Raw genomic sequence first — 25,109 nt, 5'->3', positions numbered from 1 at the left:
TAACGCAGCTGGTGAAATAGGGTGTGAACAGGTTATCGGCAGCAAACGGAAAAAGGTGAGAAGAGAAGGGTGAAATAAAACGGATGCCAATTATTGTGCCAGGCTTAACCCTGAAGGTTCAACATGGACACCTTTCCAATAAAGGAGTGTGAAATGAAAAAAGTGATTTTAGCGTCGTTGCTGGTGATGATGAGCGCGGGCGTTTCAGCTGAAGAGGGCGGATACAAAGCTGGTGATACGCCGCCGCCGCAACACAAGCAGGATGCCGGCTATAAAGGTTCGGAAGATACCGGTCAGACCCACATCGATCAGATCCGCGATTTCCGTCAGGGCGGGTATGTGACGCTGGAAGGTTACATTTTGAAGAAAGAGCAGGGCGAGCGGTATCAGTTCCGTGACAACACCGGCACGTTACCCATTATCGCCCCAAAGAAAACCTTTGATGGTAAAACCTACACCGCTGAAGACAAAGTGCGCGTCAGTGGTAAGGTACAGGGCAAAGGGGATAAAACCACGCTGCATGTGTCCCGCATCGAAGAGCCATAACAAAAAGGGCGAGGTCATAACCTCGCCCTTTTTTCTTAGTCTTTCAGCAGAATCGCCCGACAGGTTTTACCTTTGATTTTGCCCTGCTTAAGTTTCACCAGTGCCGCTTTAGCCTGATTTGCCTCAATCGCTACGTAGGCATGGGTCGGGGTCAGAACAATTTTCCCGATCTGCTCAGCGCGATAACCTGCTTCACCGGTCAGTGCACCCAGAATATCTCCCGGACGTATCTTGGCTTTACGGCCACCATCAATGCATAGCGTCATCATGGCGGCAGGCAGTGGCTTGCTGCTGCCCTTTTTCAGCGTGCTGGCCGAGACCCACGGCAGCTTCTGCTGCAGAAAATCTTCCAGCGCGTGCGCGCGCGCCATTTCATCAGCCGCGACCAGGCTGACGGCAACGCCATGTTCGCCTGCCCGCGCCGTACGACCGATGCGGTGGAGATGGACTTCAGGATCCCATGCGAGCTGATAGTTGACTACCATCGCCAGCGATTTGATGTCGAGTCCGCGCGCAGCGACATCGGTAGCGACCAGCACGCGACCGCTGCCGTTCGCGAAGCGGATCAGCACACGTTCGCGATCGCGCTGCTCAAGATCACCATGCAGTGGCAGAGCACTGATATCACGCGCGTTAAGCGCCGCGGCGACATCGTCACATTCACGTTTAGTGTTGCAGAAGACCACGCAGGATGAAGGCTGACGATCGCCGAGCAGTGCGATGAGCAGACCCAGTTTTTCATTGTGACTGGCTTCAAAGAACTGCTGGTCGATTGACGGGAGTTCACTGACATCTTCAGTGACGACGCTCAGCGCATCACGCTGGAAGCGGGTGCTGATGGCTGTGATGCCGTCGGGCCAGGTGGCGGAGAAGAGCAGCGTCTGGCGCGAGGCAGGCGTCGCTTCAATGATGGTTTCCATATCATTGAGGAAACCCATCTCCAGCATCCGATCCGCCTCATCCAGTACCAGCGTGTTGAGCTGGTCGAGCTTGAGGTTCTCACGATTGATGTGGTCGAGGATACGACCCGGCGTGCCAACCACGATATGCGGTGGATGCACCAGTGAATCACGCTGTGCGCTCATCGGCTGTCCGCCACACAAGGTGAGGACTTTGATGTTGCGGGTGAAGCGCGCCAGCTGGCGCAGGACATTGCCTACCTGATCCGCCAGTTCACGGGTCGGACAGAGGATCAGTGCCTGCGTCTGAAAGCGGGTGCTGTCGATATGGTGCAGTAAACCAATACCAAAGGCAGCCGTTTTACCGCTGCCGGTTTTCGCCTGCGCGCGCACGTCGCGTCCCTGCAGAATGGCGGGCAGCGTAGCGGCCTGCACGGGCGTCATGCTGGTGTAGCCCATCTCGCGCAGGTTATCGAGCTGGCTATCGGGAAGCGAATTGAGGGTAGAAAAAGCGGTCACGGGCGCGGCCTCTGAGGCTGAAAGTGTAGGGCATTATTGCGGGGCAAGTCTGGCAGAAAGCACGCCTGACAGCAACGGGAACCTCGATGGTTAGCAGTATGCAACTATATCTGCCGGTACGCTTAGGAATAAGCTGAAGTTTACTGAAAAAAGGTGGTTTATTTTTATAGATTAATGCCGGCTTAACGAAGGTGTTCCGGATTGACGATCGGTTAATACCAATGATTATTTTATAAGTGACCGTTTTTAAAAAAATATTTCATTGTTAATCAGACAAATCCTTAACTATGACTCCAGTAATAGAATTAATCATTAAAAAATATCACCACTAGTGCCGATAAAAATCCTGATCTAATTGCTTTATATTTATCGCGCCATATTCCTGGTACAACGACCGGTAGAGGGTATTTGCATTGAGTAATAGCATCCAGGGACCACATGAAAATGTGCTTAAAATAGTAGGCCGCGCCGTACTGACACTGCATGTTCATGGAGAGAGTTTATCTGCGGATAAAATCGCATCCATGATCGGCTGTTATGCGGAAGATGAGCCCTGTGATCAGGAAGATCGTCGCTTATACGCGCTGGCAATGGAACTAATGTCGAATAATCAATGGGCCAAAAGCGCGTAACCCGCACTCCGCTCAGGTAAATGCAGAGCCTCCCTTGTGGAGGCTCTGTTGTTTTTGGGGGCCGTAGCAGGGAACAGGTTTGGGCAGTAAGGCCGCTGCTGGTAAACCACGGGCACTGAGAATCTATCAGCAATAAGCAAGCTTAAAGCGCAGGGAAGCCGGTCAGAAGAGGAAAGCGTCCCGCGCAAGGGACGGCACGCGCCGAGCGGCCATGGATGGCTTAAGCGTCTTTCCGATCTGACCGATTTCCCTGAGCAGGCTCGATCTCTTCGCATTTGCTGAGAAGGCTCAGCGCGGGCGATTACGCACCTCATCCCTGAGGTGCGCCCGTAGCCGGGCCAACGCGTTGCGTTGTTCAAAAACGCTCCCGGCGTTTTTAGTACGCATCTCATCCCTGAGATGCGCCCTCCCGGGCCAACGCGTTGCGTTGTTCAAAAACGCTCCCGGCGTTTTTGTCCGCAGCCCTGCTGTTTCAGGTCGATGCCAGCGCAAATACCGGTTTACCGCGCGAGAAGGTCGCGACTACCGGTGACATGCGTGCCACGGCTTCGGCAGAACAGCTCGCTGCTACCAGCATCATGCTCGCTTCATCGCCCGGCGCAGGCCACTGACGTTCGCCCTGAGCAGAGAGCGGCAGCCGATCGTCTGTGGCGATGGCCAGCGCCCGCGACAGCGAGAACTCATCTGAACCGCGATAGAGCTGTGCATAGAGATTCGCTTTTTCCAGCATGCTGCCGGTGCCAAACGGAGACCAGTGATCGATCACGCTGTCGGTGCCGGTCATCACTTTAATTCCCGCCGCCTGCAACTGTGGAACTGGCATAGCGAGCTTGCCAATCGGCAAGGTGGAAGCGACGCTGAACTGCTGCTCCGCCAGCCCTTCAATCATTTTATCCAGCGCACTGCCGGTGAGCGTCGCCAGCGCAAAACCGTGGCTCAGCGTCACTTTGCCTTTCAGCGCCGGAGTCTTCGCAACGGTGTCAACCATATACTGAATCGCCGCCACGCCAGCCGGTGAGGTTTCATGCAGATGAATATCCACGCCGCGCTGATAGTCGAGCGCAATCTGAAACATGGCATCCAGCGACTTCTCCATCGCGCCATCCACGTTAGTAGGATCCAGTCCGCCGACATACTCAACGCCGTGCTGCATCGCCTCACGCATCAAGCCATCGACCTGCGAGTGCAGCAGACCGTGCTGCGGGAAGGCAACGATCTCGCACGCAAAGGCGGGATGACGGGCTAATGCCGCCTGCAGATGTTCCAGACTTTTCAGGCCACTGACCGGGTCGATATTGCAATGGCTACGCGCGCGGGTGGTGCCTTTGGCATGCAGCAGGGCGATCAATCCTTCGGCGCGGGCCTGCGAGTGCGGCAGCAGCTGCGGAATCAGTACCTGCTCGCGCGCAATCATATCCATGATGGTTTTGCCCTGACGTGGACGTGGAGCCTGCCACGGACCGCCGTAGAAGGTTTTATCGAGATGGATATGCATGTCCTGCGTAGCGGGCAGCAGCAGCGCCTCCTGCGCATCCCACGACGGCAGCGTGCTGTTACCCTGGCCCGCAGAGGTCAGCTGGTCAATTTTGCCGTCGCGCACGCTGATGTCATAAAGACCGGTCCGGGTCGCGACGACGTCGTCATCTTCGCGGATAAAGCCCTCTTCCAGTCGCACATTGCGCAGCAGATAGTGATCCTGCCGGGGCAGAGTGGCGGCCTGGTCGGGATTGATGGCGGACAACGATGGGGGAATGGCGGCACTGACCTGACCGAGACCGGCGGCCAGCAAGCCGCCTGCAGCGGTCCAGCGAACGCTTTGCCCCAGGAAATCACGGCGACTCGGCGAAGAGGAAATAGGCATCAGAGGCTCCTGCAAAGAGAACAAGGCTTTAATCTGACAAACGACGCTTCACTCTGCTGCGTTATTTTCCACTGATGGCTATTCGCTATCTCACTGCCAGCGCAGCTTGCCAAACGCCGCCAGTGACGCTGCCAGTTCACGTTGCAGCGGATCATGCGGATGACGGCAGAACAACGCCAGTTCAAAGGTATCAATCACCGGCAGACCCTGTTCAGGACCTAATACCCGATGTGCCGGCAGGCGGCAGCTGGCAGGCAGTAACGTCAGACCCAGCCCCTGTGCACTGGCGGCGGCCAGCGCGACCAGGCTGGCGCTGCTGTAACCTATGCGCCAGCTTCGACCCAGCGCATCAAGCGTCTGACAGACCTCATCGCGATAGAGCCCCAACTGGGGAAACAGCACCAGCGGCACCGGCGTCTGCTCAAAGCAGGGCCATTCTGCGCTGTCGAGCCACAACAGCGGTTCAGGACGCGATGCCAGTGGCCTCTCGCCGTACGGCTGTTTAATCAGCATGATGTCGAGCTCTTCACGCTGCCAGGCGCGACGCAGCTCCACCTGCATGCCGCTCATCACGTCCAGCCGCAGCTGCGGATGGTCGCGACTGAAGTGCGCCAGCAGACCGGCCGTGGGCGCGGCGAAATCTTCCGGCACGCCAAGGCGTAGCACGCCATCGCGCCACTGGTCACTCAGCACATCGTGCGCTTCCCCGTTCAGGGCAATAATTCGCCGGGCGTAGCCTAAAAGTTTTTCGCCCTCCTCGGTGATCTGCACCTGATGCGAGGAGCGGACCAGCAGCTCTTTGCCGACCATCTCCTCCAGCCGCCGCACCTGCTGGCTGACGGTGGACTGCGACAGGTGCACCCGGTCGGCGGCGCGGGTAAAGCTGGCGGTTTCGCACACCGCGACAAAGCTGAGCAGCTGTTGCGGAGTAAACATCGGCTGACGATTCATTTTTCCACTACCTGGCAGAGTAATATTTCATTTCCAGATAGTAACGACTGCTGCCAGGCTGGCAACTTTTAATAGCGTAGATTTTATATGAAGAGAGAGAACAACCTGCTGCTGGCGGCGCTGGTGCTGGCCGGGCTCAATATGCGACCGCTGATGACCTCGGTCAGTCCGTTACTCGGCGAGCTGCGGCAGAGCATCGGTCTGTCGCCGCTGGCGGCATCGCTCTTGCCTGCGGTGCCGATGATGATGATGGGTGCCATTGCGTTAGTCAGCGCCCCGCTGATGCAGCGCTTTACGGTGCGTAAACTGCTGCTGGGTGGCCTGTTGCTGCTGTTGCTGGCGCTGGTGAGTCGGCTGTTTGTGGCTGACGGAGGCGGGCTGGTGCTGAGTACTGTGCCGGGAGGAGCGGGCATTGGCATCGTGCAGATGGCGATGCCGGGATTGATCCGTCAGCGATTTGGCGGCCGCAGTGCCGGCGTGACCGGACTGTGGGCAGCGGCGCTGATGGGCGGCGGTGGGATTGGCGCGGCGATCTCGCCGTGGCTGAATGGGCAGCTTGGCTGGCAGGGCGCACTGAGCAGCTGGGCGCTGCCGGTGGTGCTGGCCATCCTGCTCTGGCTGTTTATCACCACCCCACGTGCAGCCCGGACGGAGTCCGCCGCTCTGCCTTCGCTGTGGCGGAAAACCCGCGCCTGGACGCTGGCGTTGAGCTTCGGTCTGGTGAACGGCGGATATGCCATCTGTGTCGCCTGGCTGCCCGATTTTTATCATCAACTCGGCTGGAGCGCGCAGGCGGGCGGTTCACTGCTTGGCATGATGATCGGCTGTCAGGTCACGGGTGCGCTGCTGTTGCCCTTGCTGGCGCGGGGCCGCGATCGCCGTCCGCTGCTGCTGCTGACACTATTGATGCAGTTCAGCGGCATGCTCGGTTTCCTGTTTGCGCCACAACTGGCACCGTGGCTTTGGGCAGGGATGGCGGGCTTCGGGCTGGGCGGGGCATTTCCGCTGACGCTGGTGCTGGCGCTGGATCATCTGGAGCAGCCGCAGGCTGGCGCGCGGCTGGTGGCTTTTATGCAGGGCGTCGGCTTTATTATCGCGGGCAGCATGCCGTTTATCGCCGGTCAGCTGCATGCGCTCACCGGAAATTTCACCAGCGTCTGGATTCTGCAGGCGACGATCACGCTGCTGCTGATTGCGCTTAATCTGCGTTTTCATCCGCACAGCTATCAGCGCGCCTTTCGGGATACCAATCCCTGATTTTGGTCCGACCAATCCCGGCAATATTTTTCTCTGGTTCACACTCCGGGAAAATTCGCGCATCTTTTGTTGCCACAGGTTAACAATGCGTTAACTATCTGTTGCCATAAGCCCCGACACAGCGGTTTGGTCTGACCAATCCGGGGCAGATGGCACCAGCGCTGCGGCTGCGTGCCACGTCACCTTTTCCTCTGGAGATACTGGCATGCAGATCTGGCAACAAAACTACGATCCGCTGGGTAATATCTGGCTTTCAAGCCTGATCGCACTGATCCCGATTCTCTTTTTCTTCTTTGCGCTGATTAAGCTGAAGATGAAAGGCTACCTGGCGGCCACCACCACCGTGGTGCTGGCGCTGCTGGTGGCGCTGTTTCTCTATCAGATGCCGGTTGCACAGGCGCTGGCCGCCGTGGTGTATGGCTTTCTCTATGGCTTGTGGCCGATTGCCTGGATTATTGTCGCCGCGGTGTTCGTCTACAAGATCTCAGTCAAAACCGGCCAGTTCGACATTATCCGTGCCTCTATCCTGTCGATTACGCCCGATCAGCGTCTGCAGATGCTGATTGTCGGCTTCTCGTTCGGGGCGTTTCTGGAGGGGGCTGCGGGCTTTGGTGCGCCGGTGGCGATTACCGCCGCGCTGCTGGTGGGACTCGGCTTTAATCCGCTCTACGCCGCCGGGCTCTGCCTGATTGTGAATACCGCGCCGGTGGCCTTTGGCGCGATGGGAATCCCGATTATTGTGGCGGGGCAGGTAACCGGGCTCGACAGTTTTGCCATCGGCCAGATGGCCGGACGCCAGCTGCCGCTGCTCACCCTGATTGTGCTGTTCTGGATTATGGCGATCATGGATGGCTGGCGCGGCGTGAAAGAGACCTGGCCGGCGGTGGTCGTGGCAGGTGGCTCGTTTGCCCTTGCCCAGTTCCTCAGCTCCAACTTCCTGGGTCCGGAGCTGCCCGATATTATCTCGTCGCTCGCCTCGCTGATTTCGCTGACGCTTTTCCTGAGGGTCTGGAAGCCGGTGCGCATCTTCCGCTTTGCCGATGCAGAGGCGAAACAGGGTGCTCCGTTGCTGCCACCGCAGAAGTATCGGCTGGGGCAGGTGATCCGCGCCTGGATGCCATTCCTGTTTCTCACCGCTACCGTCACGCTCTGGAGTATCCCACCGTTTAAAGCGCTTTTCGCCAAAGGCGGTGCGCTCTATGAGTGGGTGTTGGCTATGCCGGTGCCGATGCTGCATGAACTGGTGGCGCGGATGCCGCCGGTGGTCAGCAGTGCGACCCCTTATCCGGCGATCTATAAGCTGGATCTGGTCTCTGCGACCGGCACCGCGATTTTAATTGCGGCGATTATGGCGATGCTGTTCCTGCGTATGAAGCCAAAGGCGGCGCTGCAGACCTTTGGAGAAACGCTGAAAGAGCTGGCGCTGCCGATCTATTCCATCGGGATGGTACTGGCCTTTGCGTTTATCTCCAACTACTCCGGCCTCTCTGCCACGCTTGCCCTGGCGCTGGCGCATACCGGTCACGCATTTACCTTCTTCTCGCCGTTTCTGGGCTGGCTGGGCGTCTTCCTGACAGGATCAGATACCTCATCAAATGCGCTTTTCGCCGCGTTACAGGCCACCACCGCCCAACAGATCGGCGTTTCCGATATTCTGCTGGTGGCGGCCAACACCACCGGTGGCGTGACGGGTAAGATGATCTCGCCGCAGTCGATCGCTATCGCCTGTGCAGCGGTCGGGCTGGTGGGGAAAGAGTCCGACCTGTTCCGGTTTACGGTTAAACACAGCCTGATTTTCACCTGTATGGTGGGTGTGATTACCACGCTTCAGGCCTATGTCTTCCCCTGGATGATCCCATGAGCAACACTGCCGATCCGCTGGTGACACGCCTGCGGACCTATATCACCGAACATCAGCTTGAGCCGGGCATGCGTCTGCCCGCCGAGCGCCAGCTCTCTGCTGAACTCGGCGTCTCGCGATCTTCGCTGCGTGAAGCGATACAGCAGCTAATCAGCAGCGGCATGCTGATTAGCCGGCGCGGCGGCGGCACCTGGATTCGTCAGCAGCTGGCACCCTGGTCGGAACAGCGCATCGTCGAACCGATTCGGCAGCTGCTGCGCGACGATCCCGACTACCGCTACGACATTCTGGAAGCGCGCCATGCCATTGAGGCCAGCACCGCCTGGCATGCGGCATTGCGGGCTACTGACGCCGACAAAGAGAAGCTGCAGTACGCCTTTGACGCCACCCTGAAGCTGAAAGAGAGTGACGATCCCGACCTCGCTGCCCAGGCAGATGTGCGCTTCCATCTGGCGATTGCCGAGGCGTCGCACAATGTAGTGCTGCTGCAGACCATGCGCGGCTTTTTCGAGCTGCTGCAGTCGTCGGTGATGCAGAGTCGTCAGCGCATGTATACCCAGCCAGATATTTTCGCCCGCCTGACGGAACAGCATCAGGCGCTGCTGGATGCGATCCTCGCGGGCGACGCCGACGCGGCCCGTCAGGCGGCGATGCAGCATCTGGGCTTTGTCCACACCACCCTGAAAAGCCTCCATGAAGATGAAGCGCGCCAGGCGCGCATCACCCGCTTACCGGATAACGACACACGCAACCCAAAGGAATCTGACTGATGATTATCTCAGCTGCCAGTGACTATCGCGCCGCCGCGCAACGTATCCTGCCGCCATTCCTGTTTCACTATCTTGATGGCGGTGCTTACGCCGAGCACACCCTGCGTCGCAACGTGGAGGACCTTTCTGACGTGGCGCTGCGCCAGCGCATTCTGAAGAACATGTCGGAACTGAGCCTCGAAACGAAATTATTTAATGAAACCCTGTCGATGCCGGTTGCGCTGGCACCGGTCGGCCTGTGTGGCATGTATGCCCGTCGCGGCGAAGTGCAGGCGGCGCGCGCGGCCGCCCTGAAAGGCATTCCGTTTACCCTGTCGACGGTTTCGGTCTGCCCGATTGAAGAGGTAGCTCCGCAGATCAACCGTCCGATGTGGTTCCAGCTTTATGTGCTGCGTGACCGCGGCTTTATGCGCAATGCGCTGGAGCGGGCCAAAGCCGCCGGTTGCTCAACGCTGGTGTTTACCGTGGATATGCCGACGCCGGGTGCGCGCTATCGCGATGCGCACTCCGGGATGAGCGGCAATCACGCGGCGCTGCGTCGTTACTGGCAGGCGGTCACCCATCCACAGTGGGCGCTGGATGTGGGTCTGCAGGGCCGTCCGCACGATCTGGGAAACATCTCCGCCTATCTCGGCAAGCCGACCGGGCTGGAAGATTATATTGGCTGGCTGGCGAACAACTTTGATCCTTCCATCAGTTGGAAAGATCTGGAGTGGATCCGCGAGTTCTGGGACGGGCCGATGGTGATCAAGGGCATTCTCGATCCGGAAGATGCACGGGATGCGGTGCGTTTTGGCGCTGATGGCATCGTGGTCTCGAATCACGGTGGACGCCAGCTGGATGGCGTACTCTCCTCAGCCCGTGCGCTGCCAGCGATTGCCGATGCGGTCAAAGGTGACATCACTATTCTGGCGGACAGCGGCATTCGTAACGGACTGGATGTAGTACGGATGATTGCGCTGGGCGCAGACAGCGTGCTGCTGGGACGGGCGTTTATCTATGCGCTGGCGACTCACGGACAGCGTGGCGTGGAAAACCTGCTGAACCTGATTGAGAAAGAGATGCGCGTGGCCATGACGCTGACCGGCGCAAAATCGATAAGTGAAATTACCCGCGATTCGCTGGTGCAGGCGGAGGCGCTGCTGACACCAACAAGCACCGTGTCACGTCCTCGCGCCGTGAGTTAGCCTGCGAAAATGAATGTGTTGTCTATACTTAGCTTCTTTACCCACAGGAGGAATGACATGACTATTCATAAGAAAGGTTCGGCGCACTGGGAAGGCAATATCAAAGGCAAAGGCACCGTTAGCACCGAGAGCGGCGTGCTGAGCCAGCAGCCTTATGGCTTTAATACCCGTTTTGAAGGCGGCAAAGGCACCAACCCGGAAGAGCTGATTGGTGCAGCGCATGCGGCCTGTTTCTCTATGGCACTGTCGCTGATGCTGGGCAATGCAGGTCATACGCCGGAAAGCATTGATACCACGGCTGACGTGTCACTGGATAAAAAAGGCGACGGCTTTGCCATCACTAAAGTGGCGCTGACCAGCACGATTTCTCTGCCTGGCATTGATGAGTCGGCCTTCGACGAAATCATCAACAAAGCCAAAGCGGGCTGCCCGGTTTCTCAGGTACTGAACGCGGAAATTACGCTGGATTACACCCTGAACAATTGATGCCGGCAACGGGTCGCCTTTTGGTGGCCCCGACGTTATGCTATGCCTCCCGGTCCTGTTGCTGACCGGAACAGATGCGCCTTCTGGCGCATCTTCGCTTTCTGACAGAGGGGAAACCGAGGTGACAAGATACCGGGCGGCCAAAAAGTACTGGAAGATGGTGTTGGTTCTGCTGTGCATTTGCGGCGCGCTGCTGCTGATCCGCTGGGCTGCGATGATCTGGGCCTGAGCCGATGAAGTGGATGAGTCGCCACTCGCTGGGCATCTTAGTGATGGTAATTATCGTACTGGAAGCGGTTCATTTTCTGCTCACAGCCTCATGGCTGCCGTGGCGATAATCGCCCTCAGACAAAAGCATCCTCGCGCCGTTTAGTCCGCACATCGCTGCGCGCAATACGATAAGCCTTACGCGGATCACCCACCAAAAACTCAAAGGTTGGCGTGTAGTAAAATGGCAACCAGCCGCCATAGCTGCTCTCCCACTCCCATCGGACGGGGCAGGGCCACAGAATGCCATCATACAAAAGATAGTAAACCCAGCGTCCACCAGGACGACGGGGGCGTGATGTTTTCATGGGATTCACTACGGTAAAGGTTAACAACAGCTTATATTTTGTACGTTAAAGCGCCAGCTTGCAATGTTGCAGCCCTGCTTTATTGAATCTGGTCCTGAATCAGCGATGGACCTCACCACAAAGCAGTACCACATTCGGTCTGACTTTATGAATACGGTTTGCCATCGTTTCACAGTCCACCTTCGTCGGATAGATGCGCTCCGAGACCGGCAGCGCTTCGCAGGCATCGTAGCCACACGCGCTCACTAACAACACAAATCCTATCAACATAGATCCTCTCCTTTACACGGTCTGGTGGTCCGGACTGTGGTGCTTTTTATCCCTTTTTAACATCCAGTATAGACAAACGTGACGGGGCGGCATTGTCAGTGTGAGCTATGACGCTGCCAGGCAGCGGCCTGCGGCAGGATGAGGGCTGGGTAAGACGAGGACGCTGGCAGGGAGTCAGCCAGCAAAATACCAGGCGGGCAGCAGCGCAATCAGGTTATTCAGGGTGTGCAGGAAGATGGGCAGCGCCAGACTGTTACTCCGCAGCCGCGCATAGCAGAGCAGCAGCGAAAACAGCGTCAGAGCGATAAGGGTCTGCCAGTGCACATACTGTGTATGCATCACCGCAAACAGCAGTGAGGTCAGCAGCATGCAGGCGAAACGGCTGCGCGGCGCCCACAGCAGAAAACCCTGTAACAGGAAACCGCGGAACAGCACCTCTTCAAACACCGGCGCCAGCAGTACGGCGGTCAGCAGCAGGATCAACAGCGAATTGCGTCCCTGCTGGGCCTGCATCACCAGCCAGCCTTCCGGCTGCATGAACTGCATCTGTGCTGCCATCAACAAAAACAGCGCGCCGGTAAACAGCAGGGTTTGCAGCGTGTAAAGCTCACCCAGCGGCAAATCAGTACGACGCTGGCAGTAAAAGCGATAAAGCGGGTAGATAACAGCAAATTCAAACAGGCAGAGTACGGGCACCAGCAGGCCGTCATTACGCAGCACGCTGTAATTAGGGAACAGCGTGATCAGCATGGTAACCAGGTAATAGACCACAAAGCTGCCGACGTAGAACAGCGTCAGGGTCACTCTGTCGGAATTGGTGTTCATAGGCGACTCAGCCAGCGAAGGTAAGCGCATAGTAGCAATGCACCCGATCGCTGTCGAGTGAGCCTGTTACACATTATTTAAGCGCAAAATGTTAGCCGCAGACTAAACACCGGAGCGCCCGGGCCGATAACTGATGAAACTAATCTGGCCAGCAACGCATGTTGTATTGCAGGCCTGTGATCTTAATCCCTGGCTGTGTAGTGAGCACTCTTAATGACTTTTAACCCTCCGGCGCCGCCGTCGCCACCATTCAGACATGCCGCTGAAGATCGCACTGTCCGCTTTACGCGGCGCAGCCTGCGTACGCTTTCGCTGCTGCTGTCTGGTGTGCTGGTGCTCTCGATGCTGATGGTACTGATGATTGCACAGCGTCAGAACAGCGCATCGGTTGAGCATGACCGCATGCTGATGCAGCAGACGTGGCAAAATCGTCAGGAGGCGATGGTCACCGATATCCGGGATTATGCCTTCTGGGGAGAAGCCTGGCGCAATCTCCATGTCAGGGTGAACAAAGTCTGGGCGTTTGACGAAGAGAACTTCGGACCGGGTCTTTACGAAGAGTATCACTATGAAGGCGTGTTCGTGGTCGACAGCAAAGGTCACACCACCTACAGCGTGATTAATGGGCAGATGGCGGATACGCCACTGGAAGCCTGGCTGGGTCATGAGACACGGACGCTAATTGCGGCAGCGCGTCAGCTCAATAATAAAGCGATGACCCGCAATGCGCTGATCAACCATCTGCCCGCGATTGTGGTGGCCGCACCTATCAGCAGCGGTAAACTGCCGAACGTGCCGCCCATGGCCGGGCCTGCATCAATCATGGTGTTCGTGAATCTGTTTACACCCGCCAAATTACAGGCGCTGGGCGCGACGCTGGATATACGCGAACTGCGTCTGCCCGCCAGTGAAGAGGATGCCCTGCATGAACCGCGAATGGTACTACCGTTGCCAGGCGGCGAGCCGATTGTGCTGCGCTGGACGTCAAAAATGCCGGGCATGGGCCTGATCGGGTTGCTGCTGCCACTGCTGCTGCTGACGGCGATCATCATCGGCATCATTACTCATCGCGTCAGCCGCCATGCGCTCTCCAATGCGATTCTCTCTGACCGCCGCTTTGCCATGCTGGCAATCAGTCAGCAGGAGCTTGCCAACAGTGAAGCGCGGTTTCGCGATCTCGCTGAGGCGGCGTCAGACTGGATCTGGGAAACGGATGAAGAGGGTCGCCTGATCTATCTGTCCGCGCGCTTTCATACCCTTACCGGCCACGACATCACACACTGGCTGGGACGTCACATCGATCACCTGCTGACCCATCCCAGCCATTCACTGGTCGCCTGGCTGCTGCGGCAGGAGGCGGAAGAGCAACAGATGCCGCTGCGCTGTCAGTTTATGTCCGCACAGGGTCACCGCCGCATCGGTCAACTGGTGGCGAAAACCATCTGGCATGATGCGCGACGTATCGGATTTCGCGGCACGGTATCGGACATCACCCAGGGCATGGAAGCAGAGGCACGCATTCAGTTTCTGTCGCGTCACGACGTTTTAACCGGTCTGTCGAACCGCGTGCAGCTGCTGGAGTTTCTGACGCTGCACCTTGCGCTGCCTGATGGCGCTGCGCCGCTGACGCTGATTACCCTCGATCTCGATCAGTTCCGGCCAATTAATGAAACCTGGGGTCATGCGGCGGGCGATGAGGTACTGAGCCAGATAGCGCAGCGTCTGAAGCACTGTATCGGCCCGCAGGAGCTGGTGGCGCGGCTGAGCGGTGATGAATTTGTACTGGTGTTGCGGGAAACGAACCGTGAGCGGATCGATCAGCGTTGTGCTCAGCTGGTGCACGAGGTTCAGCAGCCAGTCAGCACCGGTCAGCATGTCCACTATCTCACCATCAGCATGGGCATTGCCTGTGCGCCACAGGATGCCAGCCATCCGGAAGCGCTGTTGCAGATGGCAGATATCGCACTGAATGAAGCACGCGATGCGGGACGTAATCAGTGGGTCTGGTACGCCAATGAAATGGCGAGCCAGCGCGAAGATAAGCGTGAAATGGCGCGGCGCATTGAGAAAGCACTGACTACTAATGAATTCCGTCTGCACTATCAGCCCCGTTATCAGCTGCTGACCGGTCAGCTGGCCGGCGCTGAAGCGCTGATTCGCTGGCAGATTGCCCCGGATCAGTGGATTACGCCAGACCACTTTATTCCGCTGGCGGAAGAGAGCGGTCTGATCGCCACTATCAGCGACTGGGTTCTGATGCGTGCCTGCCAGGATGCGCTGGGCTGGGGTGGCGATCGCTATGTGTCAGTCAATATTTCGCCGATGGAGTTTCGCACCAGCGATCTGGTGCAACGGGTGGCAGATGCGCTGGCGAAAAGTGGTCTGCCAGCGACAAGGCTGGAGCTGGAGATCACGGAGAATGTCACCTTTGAACATCCACAGCATGCGCTGGAGGTAATGCAGGGCTTACGGTCGCTGGGGGTAAGGTTAACCGTCGACGATTTTGGCACCGGCTATGCCGCGCTGGACTATCTGAAGACCTTCCCGTTTAACGGTCTGAAGATTGATCGCTCCTGGATGAAAGATTTCCCGGAGTCGCAGCAGGCGCAATCGGTGGTGGCGGGCATTATTGCGCTGGCACGCGCCTTCGCCCTGACGATCACGGCGGAGGGAATTGAGACAGAAGCGCAGCTGAACCAGCTAAAACAGCTCTCGTGCGAAGAGGGGCAAGGCTACTTCCTCGGTCGGCCGATGCCGCTGGCTGCATTCAGTACGCTTCTGGAAAGAACAACGCAGAATCAGGCTGAGCCGGTTTAACGGACTTTGACCGCCACGGCGGTCATCAGCATTGCGCAGACAACAAAAATAATCAGTTCCATCATGACCTCCACAGGGGTAAGAATAGTCTTAAGATAGTGTAGCGGCTCACTGTGGTTTTTTTAGGCAGTGAGTGCGATTAATCTTAAAAAGAGAGTCTGTGGGACACCCGGATCCGCGCTCACTGTAACAACTTTACCTTTTCCGGCTTCTGGTCAGCAGGCACGCTTTGCTACTCTTGGGGCAGGTTTTACACGTCCAACAGGAGAACAAACGTGAAATTTTATGGAAAAGGGCTGCTGGTAGTGGGTCTGTTTGCATTAACCGCCTGTCAGTCTGCCAGTAAACCTGACACCGCCAGTGTGCCGCAGGATCCTGAAGCCGACCGCTGCGGTGCCTCTCAGTTTCAGAACTATGTCGGCAAACCGTTAACCGTGCTTCAGGGTCAACACTTTGAACAGCAGGTGCGTCCAATCCCCTATAATTCTGCGGTCACCATGGATTTCAACCTTAACCGGCTTAACTTCCTGGCCGATAAAAATGGCAATATCAGCTCAGTTTATTGTGGCTGACGGCCGGTCTGTCATAGGCTTGTCATAACGGCAGGCGAGGATAGCAGCGCGTTTAAGAAACTTCCTCGTCACACAATAAATAGTGCTCGTCTTGTTTATTCCCGCCCCGGCGGGAATTTTTTTAGCGCCTTCGGGCCGGAACAGGAGCGGAGAAGATGAAATGCATAGGGGCACTGCTGCCCACGTTGTTACTCAGCAGCACACTGGCACAGGCGTCCAGTGAAGAGGCCTGGCAGAAGAGCCGCCAGATCATGACACAGGCGTGTATTAATGCCAGCCATCTGAGTAAAGTAAAGGTGCTGGGCGAGCCGATTGAGTATGACGACAACACAGGTTACAGCGCACTGTTGCTGGAGGGGCGCTATCCCCAGCAGCATATGAAAAACAGGCGTGGACGCGAGCTCTGCCTGTTTCAGCTCAGCAGCGGACGGGCCAGCGTCAGCGAAGCGGATAAACTGCGCTGGGTGAAGTAAACCGACGCTTTACACCTCCGGATGCGTGTCGATGAGCTGTGCCAGCAGGGTGCGATACCGCTGCAACTGCGCCTCATCGCCTTCGACTTCCAGTTTGTCGATCACCCGCGCAATCAGTGCCTTACTGGTCGCGGGTTCTCCCGCCTCCATAATTTCACGCAGAATAACCGCCAGCAGATCGGACTCTGGCGGTATTCGCCAGTTCGGGCTATTGAAATAGTCACTGATAGCGCGGCTGGCACTGCTTGTTTGCACTCTCATTTCCCTACCTCCGCTGAAACGCTACCCCGACCCTTACGCAGGTGTAAGGGCATCTATGCACGTCATAAGCTGAACTGCCTCAGCGTAGCCGGATGGTCTGGACCGTTTTTTAGCGGAGGACGTCGCGCCAGGCAGAATGATCGTCACATCGCCACGACTGGCGATTTTTTAAACATAGAAGCGGCGTGAATCGTTGTCAGTAACAGAATGACATATTTTTCCATATTGATGAGGCATGGTTGAGGAAGAGGGTGCCAGGGCAGGCCATCGGCCACGGGATTCACGCTGTAAACCGCTGGTCAGAGAAAATTTTCGCGGGTAATTGCGCTGAATCAAGAGGAATCCTGTCTTTTGCCGTTTGTGCCATGTTATGTCGGTCACGTTAAGAATCGTCGCGTTAAACTAAGCACTCCCTCTCTTTGAATCATCTGCCCATGCCACGCACTATTGAACCCTGGAAGATAAACCTGATCTCAGTCTGGTTTGGCTGTTTTTTTACTGGCCTGGCCATCAGCCAGATTATCCCGTTTCTACCGCTCTACCTTGAGCAGCTTGGCGTCACCGGAGGCGAGTCCCTGAGTCTCTGGTCGGGGCTCACCTTCAGTATCACCTTCGTGGTTTCGGCGGCGGTCGCCCCGCTGTGGGGCAGTCTGGCCGATCGCAAAGGGCGTAAACTGATGCTGTTGCGCGCGGCGTTTGGTATGGGCGTGGTGATCCTGCTACAGGCTTTTGTCACCGAAGCCTGGCAGTTACTGCTGCTGCGCGCCCTGATGGGGCTGACCTCTGGCTATATCCCCAACGCGATGGCGCTGGTGGCGGCTCAGGTGCCGCGTGAACGTAGCGGCTGGGCGCTGAGCTGTGTCTCCACCGGGCAGATTGGCGGTGTGATTCTGGGGCCGATGCTGGGTGGGCTGCTGGCTGACTGGGTCGGTTTGCGCACGGTATTTATCGTCACCGCGGCGCTGCTGATGGTCAGCTTTATGGTGACGCTGTTCCTGATTAAAGAGACCGGTTACACCCCGGTGAGTAAAAAAGAGAAACTCAGCGGACGCGAGGTTTTTCGTTCGCTGGACAACCCAAAGCTGATGCTCTGCCTGTTTTTCACCACCATGGTCATCCAGATGTGCAACGGATCGGTGAACCCTATCCTGACGCTCTTTGTGCGGGAACTGGCACCCACCGCTGAGAATATCGCTTTTCTTAGCGGGGTCATTGCCGCGCTGCCTGGCGTCTCTGCACTGCTGGCCGCGCCTCGTCTGGGGCGACTCGGCGATCGCATCGGCACGCAGCGTATTCTGCTCGCAACGATGGTTATCTCGCTGCTGCTGTTTATCGCCATGTCTTTTGTCACCAGTGCCACGCAGCTGGGCATCTTACGTTTTCTGCTGGGCTTCGCCGATGGCGCGATGATGCCTGCGGTACAGACGCTGCTGGTGCGTCATTCGCGCGACACTATCACCGGCCGGATCTTCGGTTATAACCAGTCGTTTATGTATCTTGGCAATGTTGCTGGCCCATTACTGGGCGCAGCGGTATCGGCGGTGGCAGGTTTCCGCTGGGTCTTTTGTGCCACCGCCGTTGTAGTGCTGATTAATGTCCTGTTCCTGAAACGCTTTTACCGGCGTCCGAAGACTGTGCTGCCCGCGTCGGCTGACAAATCGTCAGCTCAGCCTGCCAGCGCTGCTGAGTCAGCAAAAACTCAGGACTGACACTGGGGCTCCAGGAGTCATCGCCGCCGACGCCCATATGGAAGGCATCCAGGTGCAGCCAGCAGCCCGCTTCCGGACGCAGAAGGTGGCGGTGGGAGGCTTCACGCAACTGCTCCAGACTGAAGCGACTCAGCGAGAAAGCAAAATCGCCGCTGACCTGCCAGCTGCCGCTGTCGAGCTGGCGGGTGCCGCCACGCAGACCATTCTCGCTGGGGAAAACGTAGGGCGTTGAAAGCTGATCCAGCGGCAGTTGCCAGCGTGAGAACTGCGCGGCCAGCTGGCGATCGGGATAGTTTTCATGCGGTCCCAGGCCGAGCCAGCTTACCTGCTGCGGGATTTGCGCCAGCGCGCAGCGCAATCCGATGCGTGCAGGCGGTGGTAAACCGCGAGACTGCACAACGGAAAGCTGTAACTGCAACTCACCCTGCGCATTGATCAGATAACGCTTACGGCTGATAAAGGCGAGCTGGTCATTAGCGATCCAGCTATGCAGCGTCTCAATCTGTATCGCCTGCGGCAACGCATTCGCGGCTATCGACACCAGCTGGCTGCTCATCTGGTCATAACCTGCCGCTTTCCAGCGCTCAACCCACGCATTGGGATCCACCCGCTCTGCTTCGCTGGTGCCGATATCGTTGTCCAGCGGCGCGCGAATAAAGCAGTCCTGAAGCGGGGAGAGCAGCGTCGGTGCCTCATTCACAAACCACTGCGTCAGTTCACCGCTGTGGCGTGAAAAATGCCAGCGCTGTTGCTGGTGAGTGACGACAATCTCACTGGCGTCATCATAGAGGATAGGTACTTCAGCTGTTTCCGGCAGCGGGGGCAGCACCAGCAGCGAAGGCAGCGCCCACTGATGCCAGGCGACACACCAGTCCGCAGCACTCCAGCGGGTCGGGTGAATCTGATGAACCGCAACGTTAAGCCAGCATTCGCCCTGTAACGCGGGCGGTGACGGCAGCGTGATCCGCTGCTGACCCTGCGGGCCGATATCCAGTGAGACTTCACCTTCCGTCACCACCTGGCCCTCCTGCTCAATGCGCCAGCGCAGCACTTCATTGTCACTGTGACGGAATAAGTAGTCGCTGCTGACCGTAAAGCTCAGCGGGTCGCCGGGATCGGGCGTAAACTGCCAGAACTGCTGGGCGCGCTGCGCCTCATACAGCGCCGGATGCGGCGTGCGATCGGCAAACACCAGCCCGTTCATACAGAACTGGCGATCGTTGGGCTTATCGCCAAAATCGCCGCCGTAGGCCTGCCATGGCTGGCCCTGATCGTCATAACGGGTCAGGCTCTGATCAACCCAGTCCCAGACGAAGCCGCCCTGCAGACGCGGAAACTGACGGAATGCCTCCCAGTATTTCGCGAAACCGCCAAAGCTGTTGCCCATCGCATGCGCGTACTCACACAGGATCAGCGGACGGGTTTCGCCCGGCAGACCGATCCACTTTTTCAGCGACCACTTCGGCACCGCCGGGAACGGCTGATCTTCATCGACCCTGGCATACATAGGGCAGATGATATCGGTCGCGGCGGTGTCCGCACCGCCGCCTTCATACTGTACCGGACGGGTAGGATCGCTGCTTTTCACCCAGCGGTAGAGCGCATCATGCGTGGTGCCATGTCCAGACTCATTACCCAGCGACCAGATAATAATGCTGCAGTGATTACGATCGCGCTGCACCATACGCGTCACGCGTTCGCTATAGGCAGCGAACCAGCGGGGATCGTCGGAGAGCCGGTTCATTGGTTGCATGCCGTGAGTTTCGATATTCGCTTCATCCACCACATAAAGCCCATACTGGTCGCACAGCCGATACCAGAGCGGATGATTAGGGTAGTGCGAACAGCGCACCGCATTGAAATTGTGCTGCTTCATGAGCTCAATGTCGCGGCGCATCGTCGCCTCATCCACCACCTGACCGCGCTCCGGATGGTGTTCGTGGCGGTTGGTGCCACGGATTAGCAGCGGTTTGCCGTTGAGACAGAGCAAGCCGTTGTCGATGGTGACCTGACGGAAGCCGACATCATAGGCTTCCACCTCGACCAGCTGCTGATCCCCATCCAGCAGCGCCAGCGTGGCGCGATAGAGATGGGGCATTTCGGCGCTCCACAGTACAGGCCGTTCCACCGGCAGACTGAGCAGGGCGCGTTCAGGATAGTGGCCCCGCTCGTCAATAATGGCGCTACCCAGCGGCTGTTGACACTGCGCAACCGGCTGTTCACCCTGCCACAGCGTCAGGCGCAGCTGATAGTGCGTGGTGACCTCTGGCGGCAGGGCGACGCGGACCTGGGCGCGCAGCGCGGCACGGGTAAACTCCGGGCTGAGCCGGGTTTCCAGCTGCACGTCGGCCAGATGCACCTGCGGCTTATGCAGTAACGTGACATCGCGGAAAATGCCGCTCATCCGCCACATATCCTGGTCTTCCAGATAGTTGCCGTCGCTCCAGCGCAGCACCATCACCGCCAGCCGGTTTTTGCCTGGTCGCAGATAAGGCGTCAGGTCGAATTCGGCGGGCAGGCGGCTGTCCTGAGAGTAGCCAATCCAGCTTCCGTTGCACCACAGATGAAAGGCTGAATTGACACCGTCAAAGATGATGCGTGTCTGCCCGGAAGTGAGCCAGGCAGCGTCCGTGCTGAATGTGAGCGAGTAACATCCGGTCGGGTTCTCTTTGGGCACAAGCGGAGGATTAACCGGAATCGGATACTGCACGTTAGTGTAAATGGGCGCATCAAAACCGTGCATCTGCCAGTTTGCCGGGACCGGAATCGTGCTGGCATCCGGCAGATCCTGCAGTAACCAGCTGGCCGGGACCGCCTCAGGCTGTACAAAGTAACTGAAACCCCACTCCCCATTCAGACTCTTTAGTGACGCGGAGGGCGTGTCATCTCGCGCTGCCGCTTCATCCCGCCAGCTGGCAAAAGGCGGGTGCGCATCCAGCCGATGCAGCGAGGTTATGACCGGGTTTTCCCAGTCGCGCCGGGAGAGGATGTCACTGAAAGCAGCCTGTGAGAGAGTCATGGTTATATCCTGTAAATGTGATGCGCTCACAATGCGGAATATTGTTCAGGCTGTAAAGCGTTCGCCATCCCGATTTGCACAAATAGTTTGCCCCGAAAGCGGGCCGCACTGTTGAGAATGTGGCGGCTTACTGACTGTAAAACGTTAAGTCTGGTCAGCAAAGATGAATAGCAGCCGGAAGCGGAGGAATCTCACTTGTCGCCATGCGGGTGCCTTCATACACTCAGCCCGATTTCATCACCCTGAGGTAAATATGGTACGAATCGTTAAGCTGGCTGCCGTTGTGGCATTAGTGACTGCATTAAGTGGATGTCTTTTCCCGCCTCCTGGTGGCGGCGGTGGGGGTGGCTGGGGCGGACATGGCGGCGGGCCGGGCCGCGGATTTGTCGATCCCCGTTAAGCCCTGCCTGATGAATGCTGGCAAATGACGATGTGCGCCTGCTGCGCAGTTACATCGAAAAGCTGTTGCGGCATCCCCGCCAGTAACGCCGTTAGTCCCAGACGGGAATGGGATCTTCACGTCACTTTGACCTGAAACATTTTCCGCTTTGCTTATTCGCTGCCAGAATAACAGGTGACAATCCATTGTGGAGATAACAAGATGAAAGTCAGTTTAATGGCGATGATGATGGCGGGCCTGCTGGTCAGTGGTATGGCGGGTGCGGCGGAAAAAACGCCGCAGCAGGAGAAAATGACGATGTGTAACCAGCACGCCAAATCTCAGGATCTCAAAGGGGAAGCACGTAAAACCTTTATGAGTGAATGCCTGAAAAAGGACAGCAAACTGTCGCACATGACGCCGCAGCAGATGAAAATGAAAAGCTGTAACGGCGAAGCTGGCGATAAAAAGCTGGCAGGCGACGCGCGTAAAACCTTTATGAGCCAGTGCCTGAAAAAAAGCTAATCATCCCTCACGGCCACGCAGGTGGCCGCTTCTCCCTGCCGATTCCTTGCCCGCCTGAAGACGATTAAATTATCTTTCACAACAGCAGGTTAACCTTCTGACAAACATTCGGCGTCAGGCTTCCTGGTTCCTTTGCCACACTTACTGTTTGTGAGGATTTGCGCAGGCCTCGTTTTACCGCGCAGCATCAGTCCAGAAACAGCGAAAGGAGCCATGCCGTGAACTATCAATTTACCACCGACCTGAACGATCTGCCTCAGCGACAGCCGGTTAAAAAAACGCTGGGTGAGGTAGAGGTCTTACTGATTCGCGACGGGGACAACGTACGCGCGTATCAGGCGAAATGTCCACACGCGGGCGCGCCGCTGGAGCAGGGCGCCATCTGCGGCGACCGGCTGGTCTGCCCGTGGCACAAAGCCGCGTTTGATCTTGCCGACGGCAAAATGTGTGAACCGCTGGCGCTAGCCGATCTCAAACAGTATCCGCTGCGCATCGAACAGGGGCGGGTGCTGGTGAATCCTAAAGCGATGTCACCCGCTGCCCCCATTGGCAGCGGGGCAACCGCGCCGGTCTATGTGGTGCTGGGTGGTGGCGCGGCGGGCAGCGCAGCGCTGTGGCGTCTGCGTCATGACGGCTTCAAAGGCCGCCTGATTCTGGTTGAGCGGGAGGCGGACGCACCTTACGACCGCACCGCGCTGACCAAATTTGTGCCGTCGGGCAAAATGGACATCAGCGAGGTGCCACAGCTGCTGAAAGCGGATGTGATGGATCACGTTGAACGAGTGCAGGCAACCGTGAGCCGCCTCGATGCGCAGCAGCAACGGCTGATCTTCGACGATGGCGAAACGCTTGCCTTCGACAAACTGCTGATCGCCAGCGGCGCGAAGCCTGTCCGTCCCGATTTGCCGGGCAGCGATCTTGACGGGGTCTATCTGCTGCGCAGCAAAGCGCAGACCGATGAGCTGCTTCAGGCGGTGGATGCGACCCATAAAATCGTGATTATCGGTAACAGTTTTATCGGCACCGAGCTGGCGTCGGCACTGCGTAACCGTGACATCGACGTTACAGTGATTGCCCGTCAGGCGCTGCCCTTTGCAAAACGGTTTGGCGATCAGATTGGCCGCTATTTCTACCAGTTGCACGAGCAAAACGGCGTGAAATGGGTGCAGGGTGAGATCGCATCACTGCAGGGCGACCAGCAGGTGAGTGGCGTGCAGCTTAAGGGCGGACGGCAGCTGGACGCGAATGTTGTGCTGTTTGCTACCGGCGTTAAACCGGCTACCGACTTTATCCACGATCTGCCGCTGGCAGAGGATGGCAGTCTGCAGGCAGACGAGCATTTACGGGTCGCTGACAATATCTGGGTGGCGGGTGATATCGCCACGTATCCGTCGGCACAGGGGCCGCTGCGCATTGAGCACTATCGCGTCGCGCATCAGCAGGGACAGACTGCCGCATGGAATATGCTGGATCAGAACGTCACCTTTGATCGTGTGCCGTTTTTCTGGACGACGCAGTATGGCACCCGTTATGAGTATGTTGGCCACGCAGCAGAATGGGATAATTTCGAGCTGATCGGCTCGCTGGAGGACAAAAAGTTTATGGCGTTTTATGGTCAGCAGGGGCAACTGGCCGCGATCTGCTCATGCGGTATGTACACGCTGACCGCTGAGCTGGTGGAGCGGATGCAGCAACCGATGACGCTTGCCGACGCGGTAGCGCTCTGTCAGGCGCACATCAGTTAAGCTGCGCGCAGGGCGGGCCGCGAGCTGGTCCGCCCTGCGCAATGCCTGACGCTTAGCTGCGGCTCAGTTTTTCGGACTTCGCCATGCACTGCTGCATTGCTTCAATCACTGCCGACCGCATCCCTTTCTCTTCCAGCACCTTCACGGCTTCAATGGTGGTGCCGCCAGGTGAGCAGACCATATCTTTAAGTTCAGCCGGATGTTTACCGCTGGTCAGCACCATCTCCGCCGCTCCTTTTACCGCCTGTGCAGCAAACTGATAGGCCTGGGCGCGCGGCATGCCGCCCAGTACGGCCGCATCCGCCATCGCTTCGATAAACATAAAGACGTAGGCCGGCGCAGAACCGCTGACGCCGACCACGGAGTGAATCAGATATTCATCCACCACGGCCGCTTTGCCGAAGCTCTCAAAAATCGCAACGACCTCGTCGATCTCCGCCTGCTCAACCAGCACGTTGGGCGTGACCGAGGTCATGCCTTCGCTGACCAGCGAAGGCGTATTCGGCATCGCCCGGATGATTTTACGATCGTAGCCCAGCACCGATGAAAGCGAATCCAGCGTCACGCCCGCCGCAATCGACACCACCAGCGCCTCTTTTTTCAGGCTGCCGGCCAGCTCTTTTAATACTTTCAGGATCACATTGGGTTTTACCGCGCCGAACAGGATGTCCACTTCACGTGCCAGCGCATCCGTGCTCTCAGCCGCGTTGATGCCATACTGCTCTGCCATCGCCTGGTTGGTCTCTGCTTTGCGATCGTAAACGAAGATATCAGACGGGGCGATTTTGCCGCTATTGACCAGTCCGCCGATAATGGCTTTCGCCATGTTTCCCCCGCCGATAAACCCGATTTTTTTTGCCAGCATCGCCATCTCCTTAGGACATTATTCGGTTTTCTCAGTGGGCTAGCTTACTTCAGCCAGCCCGAATAACAAGTCAGCCGGGTGTGGGCTGGAAAGCGTGCCGCAAAT

At 57.6% G+C, this 25,109-nt stretch carries 23 protein-coding genes; 14 read left to right on the top strand and 9 right to left on the bottom strand.

Annotated elements, in window-relative coordinates; all coding sequences use genetic code 11:
* Nucleotides 1-153 precede the first annotated feature (153 nt).
* The gene (locus tag ACTJKZ_RS09990; RefSeq protein WP_161734468.1) at nt 154-546 is read left to right on the top strand and encodes a YgiW/YdeI family stress tolerance OB fold protein; all 393 of its coding nucleotides are present in this window, start codon (nt 154-156) and stop codon (nt 544-546) included.
* 35 nt (nt 547-581) lie between these two features.
* Here ACTJKZ_RS09990 and dbpA read toward each other — a convergent pair whose 3' ends face one another.
* From dbpA to ACTJKZ_RS09975, 3 genes are all read right to left on the bottom strand, one after another.
* On the bottom strand, nt 582-1,964 hold the full coding sequence (gene dbpA / locus ACTJKZ_RS09985) for an ATP-dependent RNA helicase DbpA (protein ID WP_161734465.1): 1,383 nt from the start codon (nt 1,962-1,964) through the stop codon (nt 582-584).
* Nucleotides 1,965-3,068: 1,104 nt separating this feature from the next.
* Nucleotides 3,069-4,457: an amidohydrolase gene (locus tag ACTJKZ_RS09980; protein WP_222924463.1), complete on the bottom strand. Its 1,389-nt coding sequence runs from the start codon at nt 4,455-4,457 to the stop codon at nt 3,069-3,071.
* A gap of 90 nt (nt 4,458-4,547) precedes the next feature.
* Nucleotides 4,548-5,408, bottom strand: a complete 861-nt coding sequence (locus tag ACTJKZ_RS09975; protein ID WP_222924461.1) for a LysR family transcriptional regulator — start codon at nt 5,406-5,408, stop codon at nt 4,548-4,550.
* 87 nt (nt 5,409-5,495) lie between these two features.
* Here ACTJKZ_RS09975 and ACTJKZ_RS09970 point away from each other — a divergent pair, with 87 nt between their 5' ends.
* From ACTJKZ_RS09970 to yniD, 6 genes are all read left to right on the top strand, one after another.
* Nucleotides 5,496-6,665, top strand: a complete 1,170-nt coding sequence (locus ACTJKZ_RS09970) for a cyanate transporter (protein WP_222924460.1) — start codon at nt 5,496-5,498, stop codon at nt 6,663-6,665.
* A 205-nt stretch (nt 6,666-6,870) separates the two neighbouring features.
* Entirely contained in the window at nt 6,871-8,526 is a 1,656-nt protein-coding gene (gene lldP / locus ACTJKZ_RS09965; protein WP_161736670.1) for an L-lactate permease, read from the top strand.
* Nucleotides 8,523-9,296 (top strand): transcriptional regulator LldR, encoded by a 774-nt coding sequence (gene lldR, locus ACTJKZ_RS09960; RefSeq protein WP_161736669.1) that lies wholly within the window; start codon nt 8,523-8,525, stop codon nt 9,294-9,296. Before lldP ends, lldR begins: the two co-directional genes overlap by 4 nt.
* On the top strand, nt 9,296-10,483 hold the full coding sequence (gene lldD / locus ACTJKZ_RS09955) for an FMN-dependent L-lactate dehydrogenase LldD (RefSeq protein WP_150037845.1): 1,188 nt from the start codon (nt 9,296-9,298) through the stop codon (nt 10,481-10,483). The genes lldR and lldD overlap by 1 nt, the downstream gene beginning before the upstream one ends.
* A gap of 57 nt (nt 10,484-10,540) precedes the next feature.
* Complete coding sequence (locus ACTJKZ_RS09950) at nt 10,541-10,969, top strand: OsmC family protein (protein WP_161736668.1); 429 nt, start codon at nt 10,541-10,543, stop codon at nt 10,967-10,969.
* Nucleotides 10,970-11,090: 121 nt separating this feature from the next.
* Nucleotides 11,091-11,198 carry a small membrane protein YniD gene (gene yniD / locus ACTJKZ_RS09945; RefSeq protein WP_022625163.1) on the top strand — a complete coding sequence of 36 codons (108 nt, stop codon included), beginning with the start codon at nt 11,091-11,093 and terminating at the stop codon, nt 11,196-11,198.
* A gap of 115 nt (nt 11,199-11,313) precedes the next feature.
* Here the strand turns inward: yniD and ACTJKZ_RS09940 are convergent, their stop codons facing one another.
* The 3 genes from ACTJKZ_RS09940 to ACTJKZ_RS09930 form a co-directional block, all read right to left on the bottom strand.
* Entirely contained in the window at nt 11,314-11,544 is a 231-nt protein-coding gene (locus ACTJKZ_RS09940) for a hypothetical protein (protein ID WP_161736667.1), read from the bottom strand.
* Between the two features lie 99 nt (nt 11,545-11,643).
* Nucleotides 11,644-11,814: a hypothetical protein gene (locus tag ACTJKZ_RS09935; protein WP_003850083.1), complete on the bottom strand. Its 171-nt coding sequence runs from the start codon at nt 11,812-11,814 to the stop codon at nt 11,644-11,646.
* 174 nt (nt 11,815-11,988) lie between these two features.
* On the bottom strand, nt 11,989-12,639 hold the full coding sequence (locus tag ACTJKZ_RS09930; RefSeq protein ID WP_161736666.1) for a CPBP family intramembrane glutamic endopeptidase: 651 nt from the start codon (nt 12,637-12,639) through the stop codon (nt 11,989-11,991).
* Between the two features lie 213 nt (nt 12,640-12,852).
* Here ACTJKZ_RS09930 and ACTJKZ_RS09925 point away from each other — a divergent pair, with 213 nt between their 5' ends.
* The 3 genes from ACTJKZ_RS09925 (at nt 12,853) to ACTJKZ_RS09915 (ending at nt 16,501) form a co-directional block, all read left to right on the top strand.
* A complete protein-coding gene (locus tag ACTJKZ_RS09925; protein ID WP_440829499.1) occupies nt 12,853-15,456 on the top strand; it encodes a bifunctional diguanylate cyclase/phosphodiesterase in 2,604 nt (867 codons plus the stop codon).
* A 275-nt stretch (nt 15,457-15,731) separates the two neighbouring features.
* On the top strand, nt 15,732-16,028 hold the full coding sequence (locus ACTJKZ_RS09920) for an I78 family peptidase inhibitor (RefSeq protein ID WP_013356930.1): 297 nt from the start codon (nt 15,732-15,734) through the stop codon (nt 16,026-16,028).
* 155 nt (nt 16,029-16,183) lie between these two features.
* Nucleotides 16,184-16,501, top strand: coding sequence for a hypothetical protein (locus ACTJKZ_RS09915; protein WP_161736664.1), 318 nt, complete (start codon nt 16,184-16,186; stop codon nt 16,499-16,501).
* Between the two features lie 9 nt (nt 16,502-16,510).
* Here ACTJKZ_RS09915 and ACTJKZ_RS09910 read toward each other — a convergent pair whose 3' ends face one another.
* Entirely contained in the window at nt 16,511-16,762 is a 252-nt protein-coding gene (locus tag ACTJKZ_RS09910; RefSeq protein ID WP_161736663.1) for a biofilm development regulator YmgB/AriR family protein, read from the bottom strand.
* Between the two features lie 434 nt (nt 16,763-17,196).
* Between ACTJKZ_RS09910 and ACTJKZ_RS09905 the strand changes: the two genes are divergently transcribed.
* Entirely contained in the window at nt 17,197-18,471 is a 1,275-nt protein-coding gene (locus tag ACTJKZ_RS09905) for a multidrug efflux MFS transporter (protein ID WP_161736662.1), read from the top strand.
* On the opposite strand, the gene ACTJKZ_RS09900 is transcribed toward ACTJKZ_RS09905, so the two are convergent.
* Nucleotides 18,353-21,490: a beta-galactosidase gene (locus ACTJKZ_RS09900; protein WP_440829498.1), complete on the bottom strand. Its 3,138-nt coding sequence runs from the start codon at nt 21,488-21,490 to the stop codon at nt 18,353-18,355. The two genes, ACTJKZ_RS09905 and ACTJKZ_RS09900, sit on opposite strands and share 119 nt — an antisense overlap.
* Before the next feature lie 253 nt (nt 21,491-21,743).
* On the opposite strand from ACTJKZ_RS09900, the gene ACTJKZ_RS09895 reads away from it, so the two are divergent.
* From ACTJKZ_RS09895 to ACTJKZ_RS09885, 3 genes are all read left to right on the top strand, one after another.
* Nucleotides 21,744-21,890 (top strand): hypothetical protein, encoded by a 147-nt coding sequence (locus ACTJKZ_RS09895; RefSeq protein WP_253421186.1) that lies wholly within the window; start codon nt 21,744-21,746, stop codon nt 21,888-21,890.
* Between the two features lie 201 nt (nt 21,891-22,091).
* A complete protein-coding gene (locus ACTJKZ_RS09890; RefSeq protein ID WP_161735318.1) occupies nt 22,092-22,394 on the top strand; it encodes a PsiF family protein in 303 nt (100 codons plus the stop codon).
* 218 nt (nt 22,395-22,612) lie between these two features.
* Nucleotides 22,613-24,139 carry an FAD-dependent oxidoreductase gene (locus ACTJKZ_RS09885; RefSeq protein ID WP_260057595.1) on the top strand — a complete coding sequence of 509 codons (1,527 nt, stop codon included), beginning with the start codon at nt 22,613-22,615 and terminating at the stop codon, nt 24,137-24,139.
* Between the two features lie 52 nt (nt 24,140-24,191).
* Here the strand turns inward: ACTJKZ_RS09885 and proC are convergent, their stop codons facing one another.
* Nucleotides 24,192-25,004, bottom strand: coding sequence for a pyrroline-5-carboxylate reductase (proC, locus tag ACTJKZ_RS09880; RefSeq protein ID WP_440829497.1), 813 nt, complete (start codon nt 25,002-25,004; stop codon nt 24,192-24,194).
* Between the last annotated feature and the right edge of the window lie 105 nt (nt 25,005-25,109).

This window comes from Pantoea sp. 22096 (assembly GCF_052045955.1).
GTDB classification, from domain to species: domain Bacteria; phylum Pseudomonadota; class Gammaproteobacteria; order Enterobacterales; family Enterobacteriaceae; genus Pantoea; species Pantoea alfalfae.
The sequence above is the reverse complement of the archived record's forward strand: the minus strand, read 5'-3'. Positions and strand labels throughout refer to the sequence as shown.

Excerpts from the sequence above, each read along its gene's own strand:
- ACTJKZ_RS09915 (WP_161736664.1), top strand. The coding sequence starts at position 16,184 with ATGAAATGCATAGGGGCACTGCTGCCCACGTTGTTACTCAGCAGCACA.
- lldP (WP_161736670.1), top strand. The coding sequence starts at position 6,871 with ATGCAGATCTGGCAACAAAACTACGATCCGCTGGGTAATATCTGGCTT.
- ACTJKZ_RS09900 (WP_440829498.1), bottom strand. The coding sequence starts at position 21,490 with ATGACTCTCTCACAGGCTGCTTTCAGTGACATCCTCTCCCGGCGCGAC.
- ACTJKZ_RS09980 (WP_222924463.1), bottom strand. The coding sequence starts at position 4,457 with ATGCCTATTTCCTCTTCGCCGAGTCGCCGTGATTTCCTGGGGCAAAGC.
- ACTJKZ_RS09950 (WP_161736668.1), top strand. The coding sequence starts at position 10,541 with ATGACTATTCATAAGAAAGGTTCGGCGCACTGGGAAGGCAATATCAAA.
- ACTJKZ_RS09990 (WP_161734468.1), top strand. The coding sequence starts at position 154 with ATGAAAAAAGTGATTTTAGCGTCGTTGCTGGTGATGATGAGCGCGGGC.
- ACTJKZ_RS09905 (WP_161736662.1), top strand. The coding sequence starts at position 17,197 with ATGCCACGCACTATTGAACCCTGGAAGATAAACCTGATCTCAGTCTGG.
- ACTJKZ_RS09970 (WP_222924460.1), top strand. The coding sequence starts at position 5,496 with ATGAAGAGAGAGAACAACCTGCTGCTGGCGGCGCTGGTGCTGGCCGGG.
- lldD (WP_150037845.1), top strand. The coding sequence starts at position 9,296 with ATGATTATCTCAGCTGCCAGTGACTATCGCGCCGCCGCGCAACGTATC.
- ACTJKZ_RS09895 (WP_253421186.1), top strand. The coding sequence starts at position 21,744 with ATGGTACGAATCGTTAAGCTGGCTGCCGTTGTGGCATTAGTGACTGCA.
- ACTJKZ_RS09925 (WP_440829499.1), top strand. The coding sequence starts at position 12,853 with ATGACTTTTAACCCTCCGGCGCCGCCGTCGCCACCATTCAGACATGCC.
- ACTJKZ_RS09930 (WP_161736666.1), bottom strand. The coding sequence starts at position 12,639 with ATGAACACCAATTCCGACAGAGTGACCCTGACGCTGTTCTACGTCGGC.
- ACTJKZ_RS09910 (WP_161736663.1), bottom strand. The coding sequence starts at position 16,762 with ATGAGAGTGCAAACAAGCAGTGCCAGCCGCGCTATCAGTGACTATTTC.
- lldR (WP_161736669.1), top strand. The coding sequence starts at position 8,523 with ATGAGCAACACTGCCGATCCGCTGGTGACACGCCTGCGGACCTATATC.
- ACTJKZ_RS09935 (WP_003850083.1), bottom strand. The coding sequence starts at position 11,814 with ATGTTGATAGGATTTGTGTTGTTAGTGAGCGCGTGTGGCTACGATGCC.
- proC (WP_440829497.1), bottom strand. The coding sequence starts at position 25,004 with ATGCTGGCAAAAAAAATCGGGTTTATCGGCGGGGGAAACATGGCGAAA.
- ACTJKZ_RS09890 (WP_161735318.1), top strand. The coding sequence starts at position 22,092 with ATGAAAGTCAGTTTAATGGCGATGATGATGGCGGGCCTGCTGGTCAGT.
- ACTJKZ_RS09975 (WP_222924461.1), bottom strand. The coding sequence starts at position 5,408 with ATGAATCGTCAGCCGATGTTTACTCCGCAACAGCTGCTCAGCTTTGTC.
- ACTJKZ_RS09940 (WP_161736667.1), bottom strand. The coding sequence starts at position 11,544 with ATGAAAACATCACGCCCCCGTCGTCCTGGTGGACGCTGGGTTTACTAT.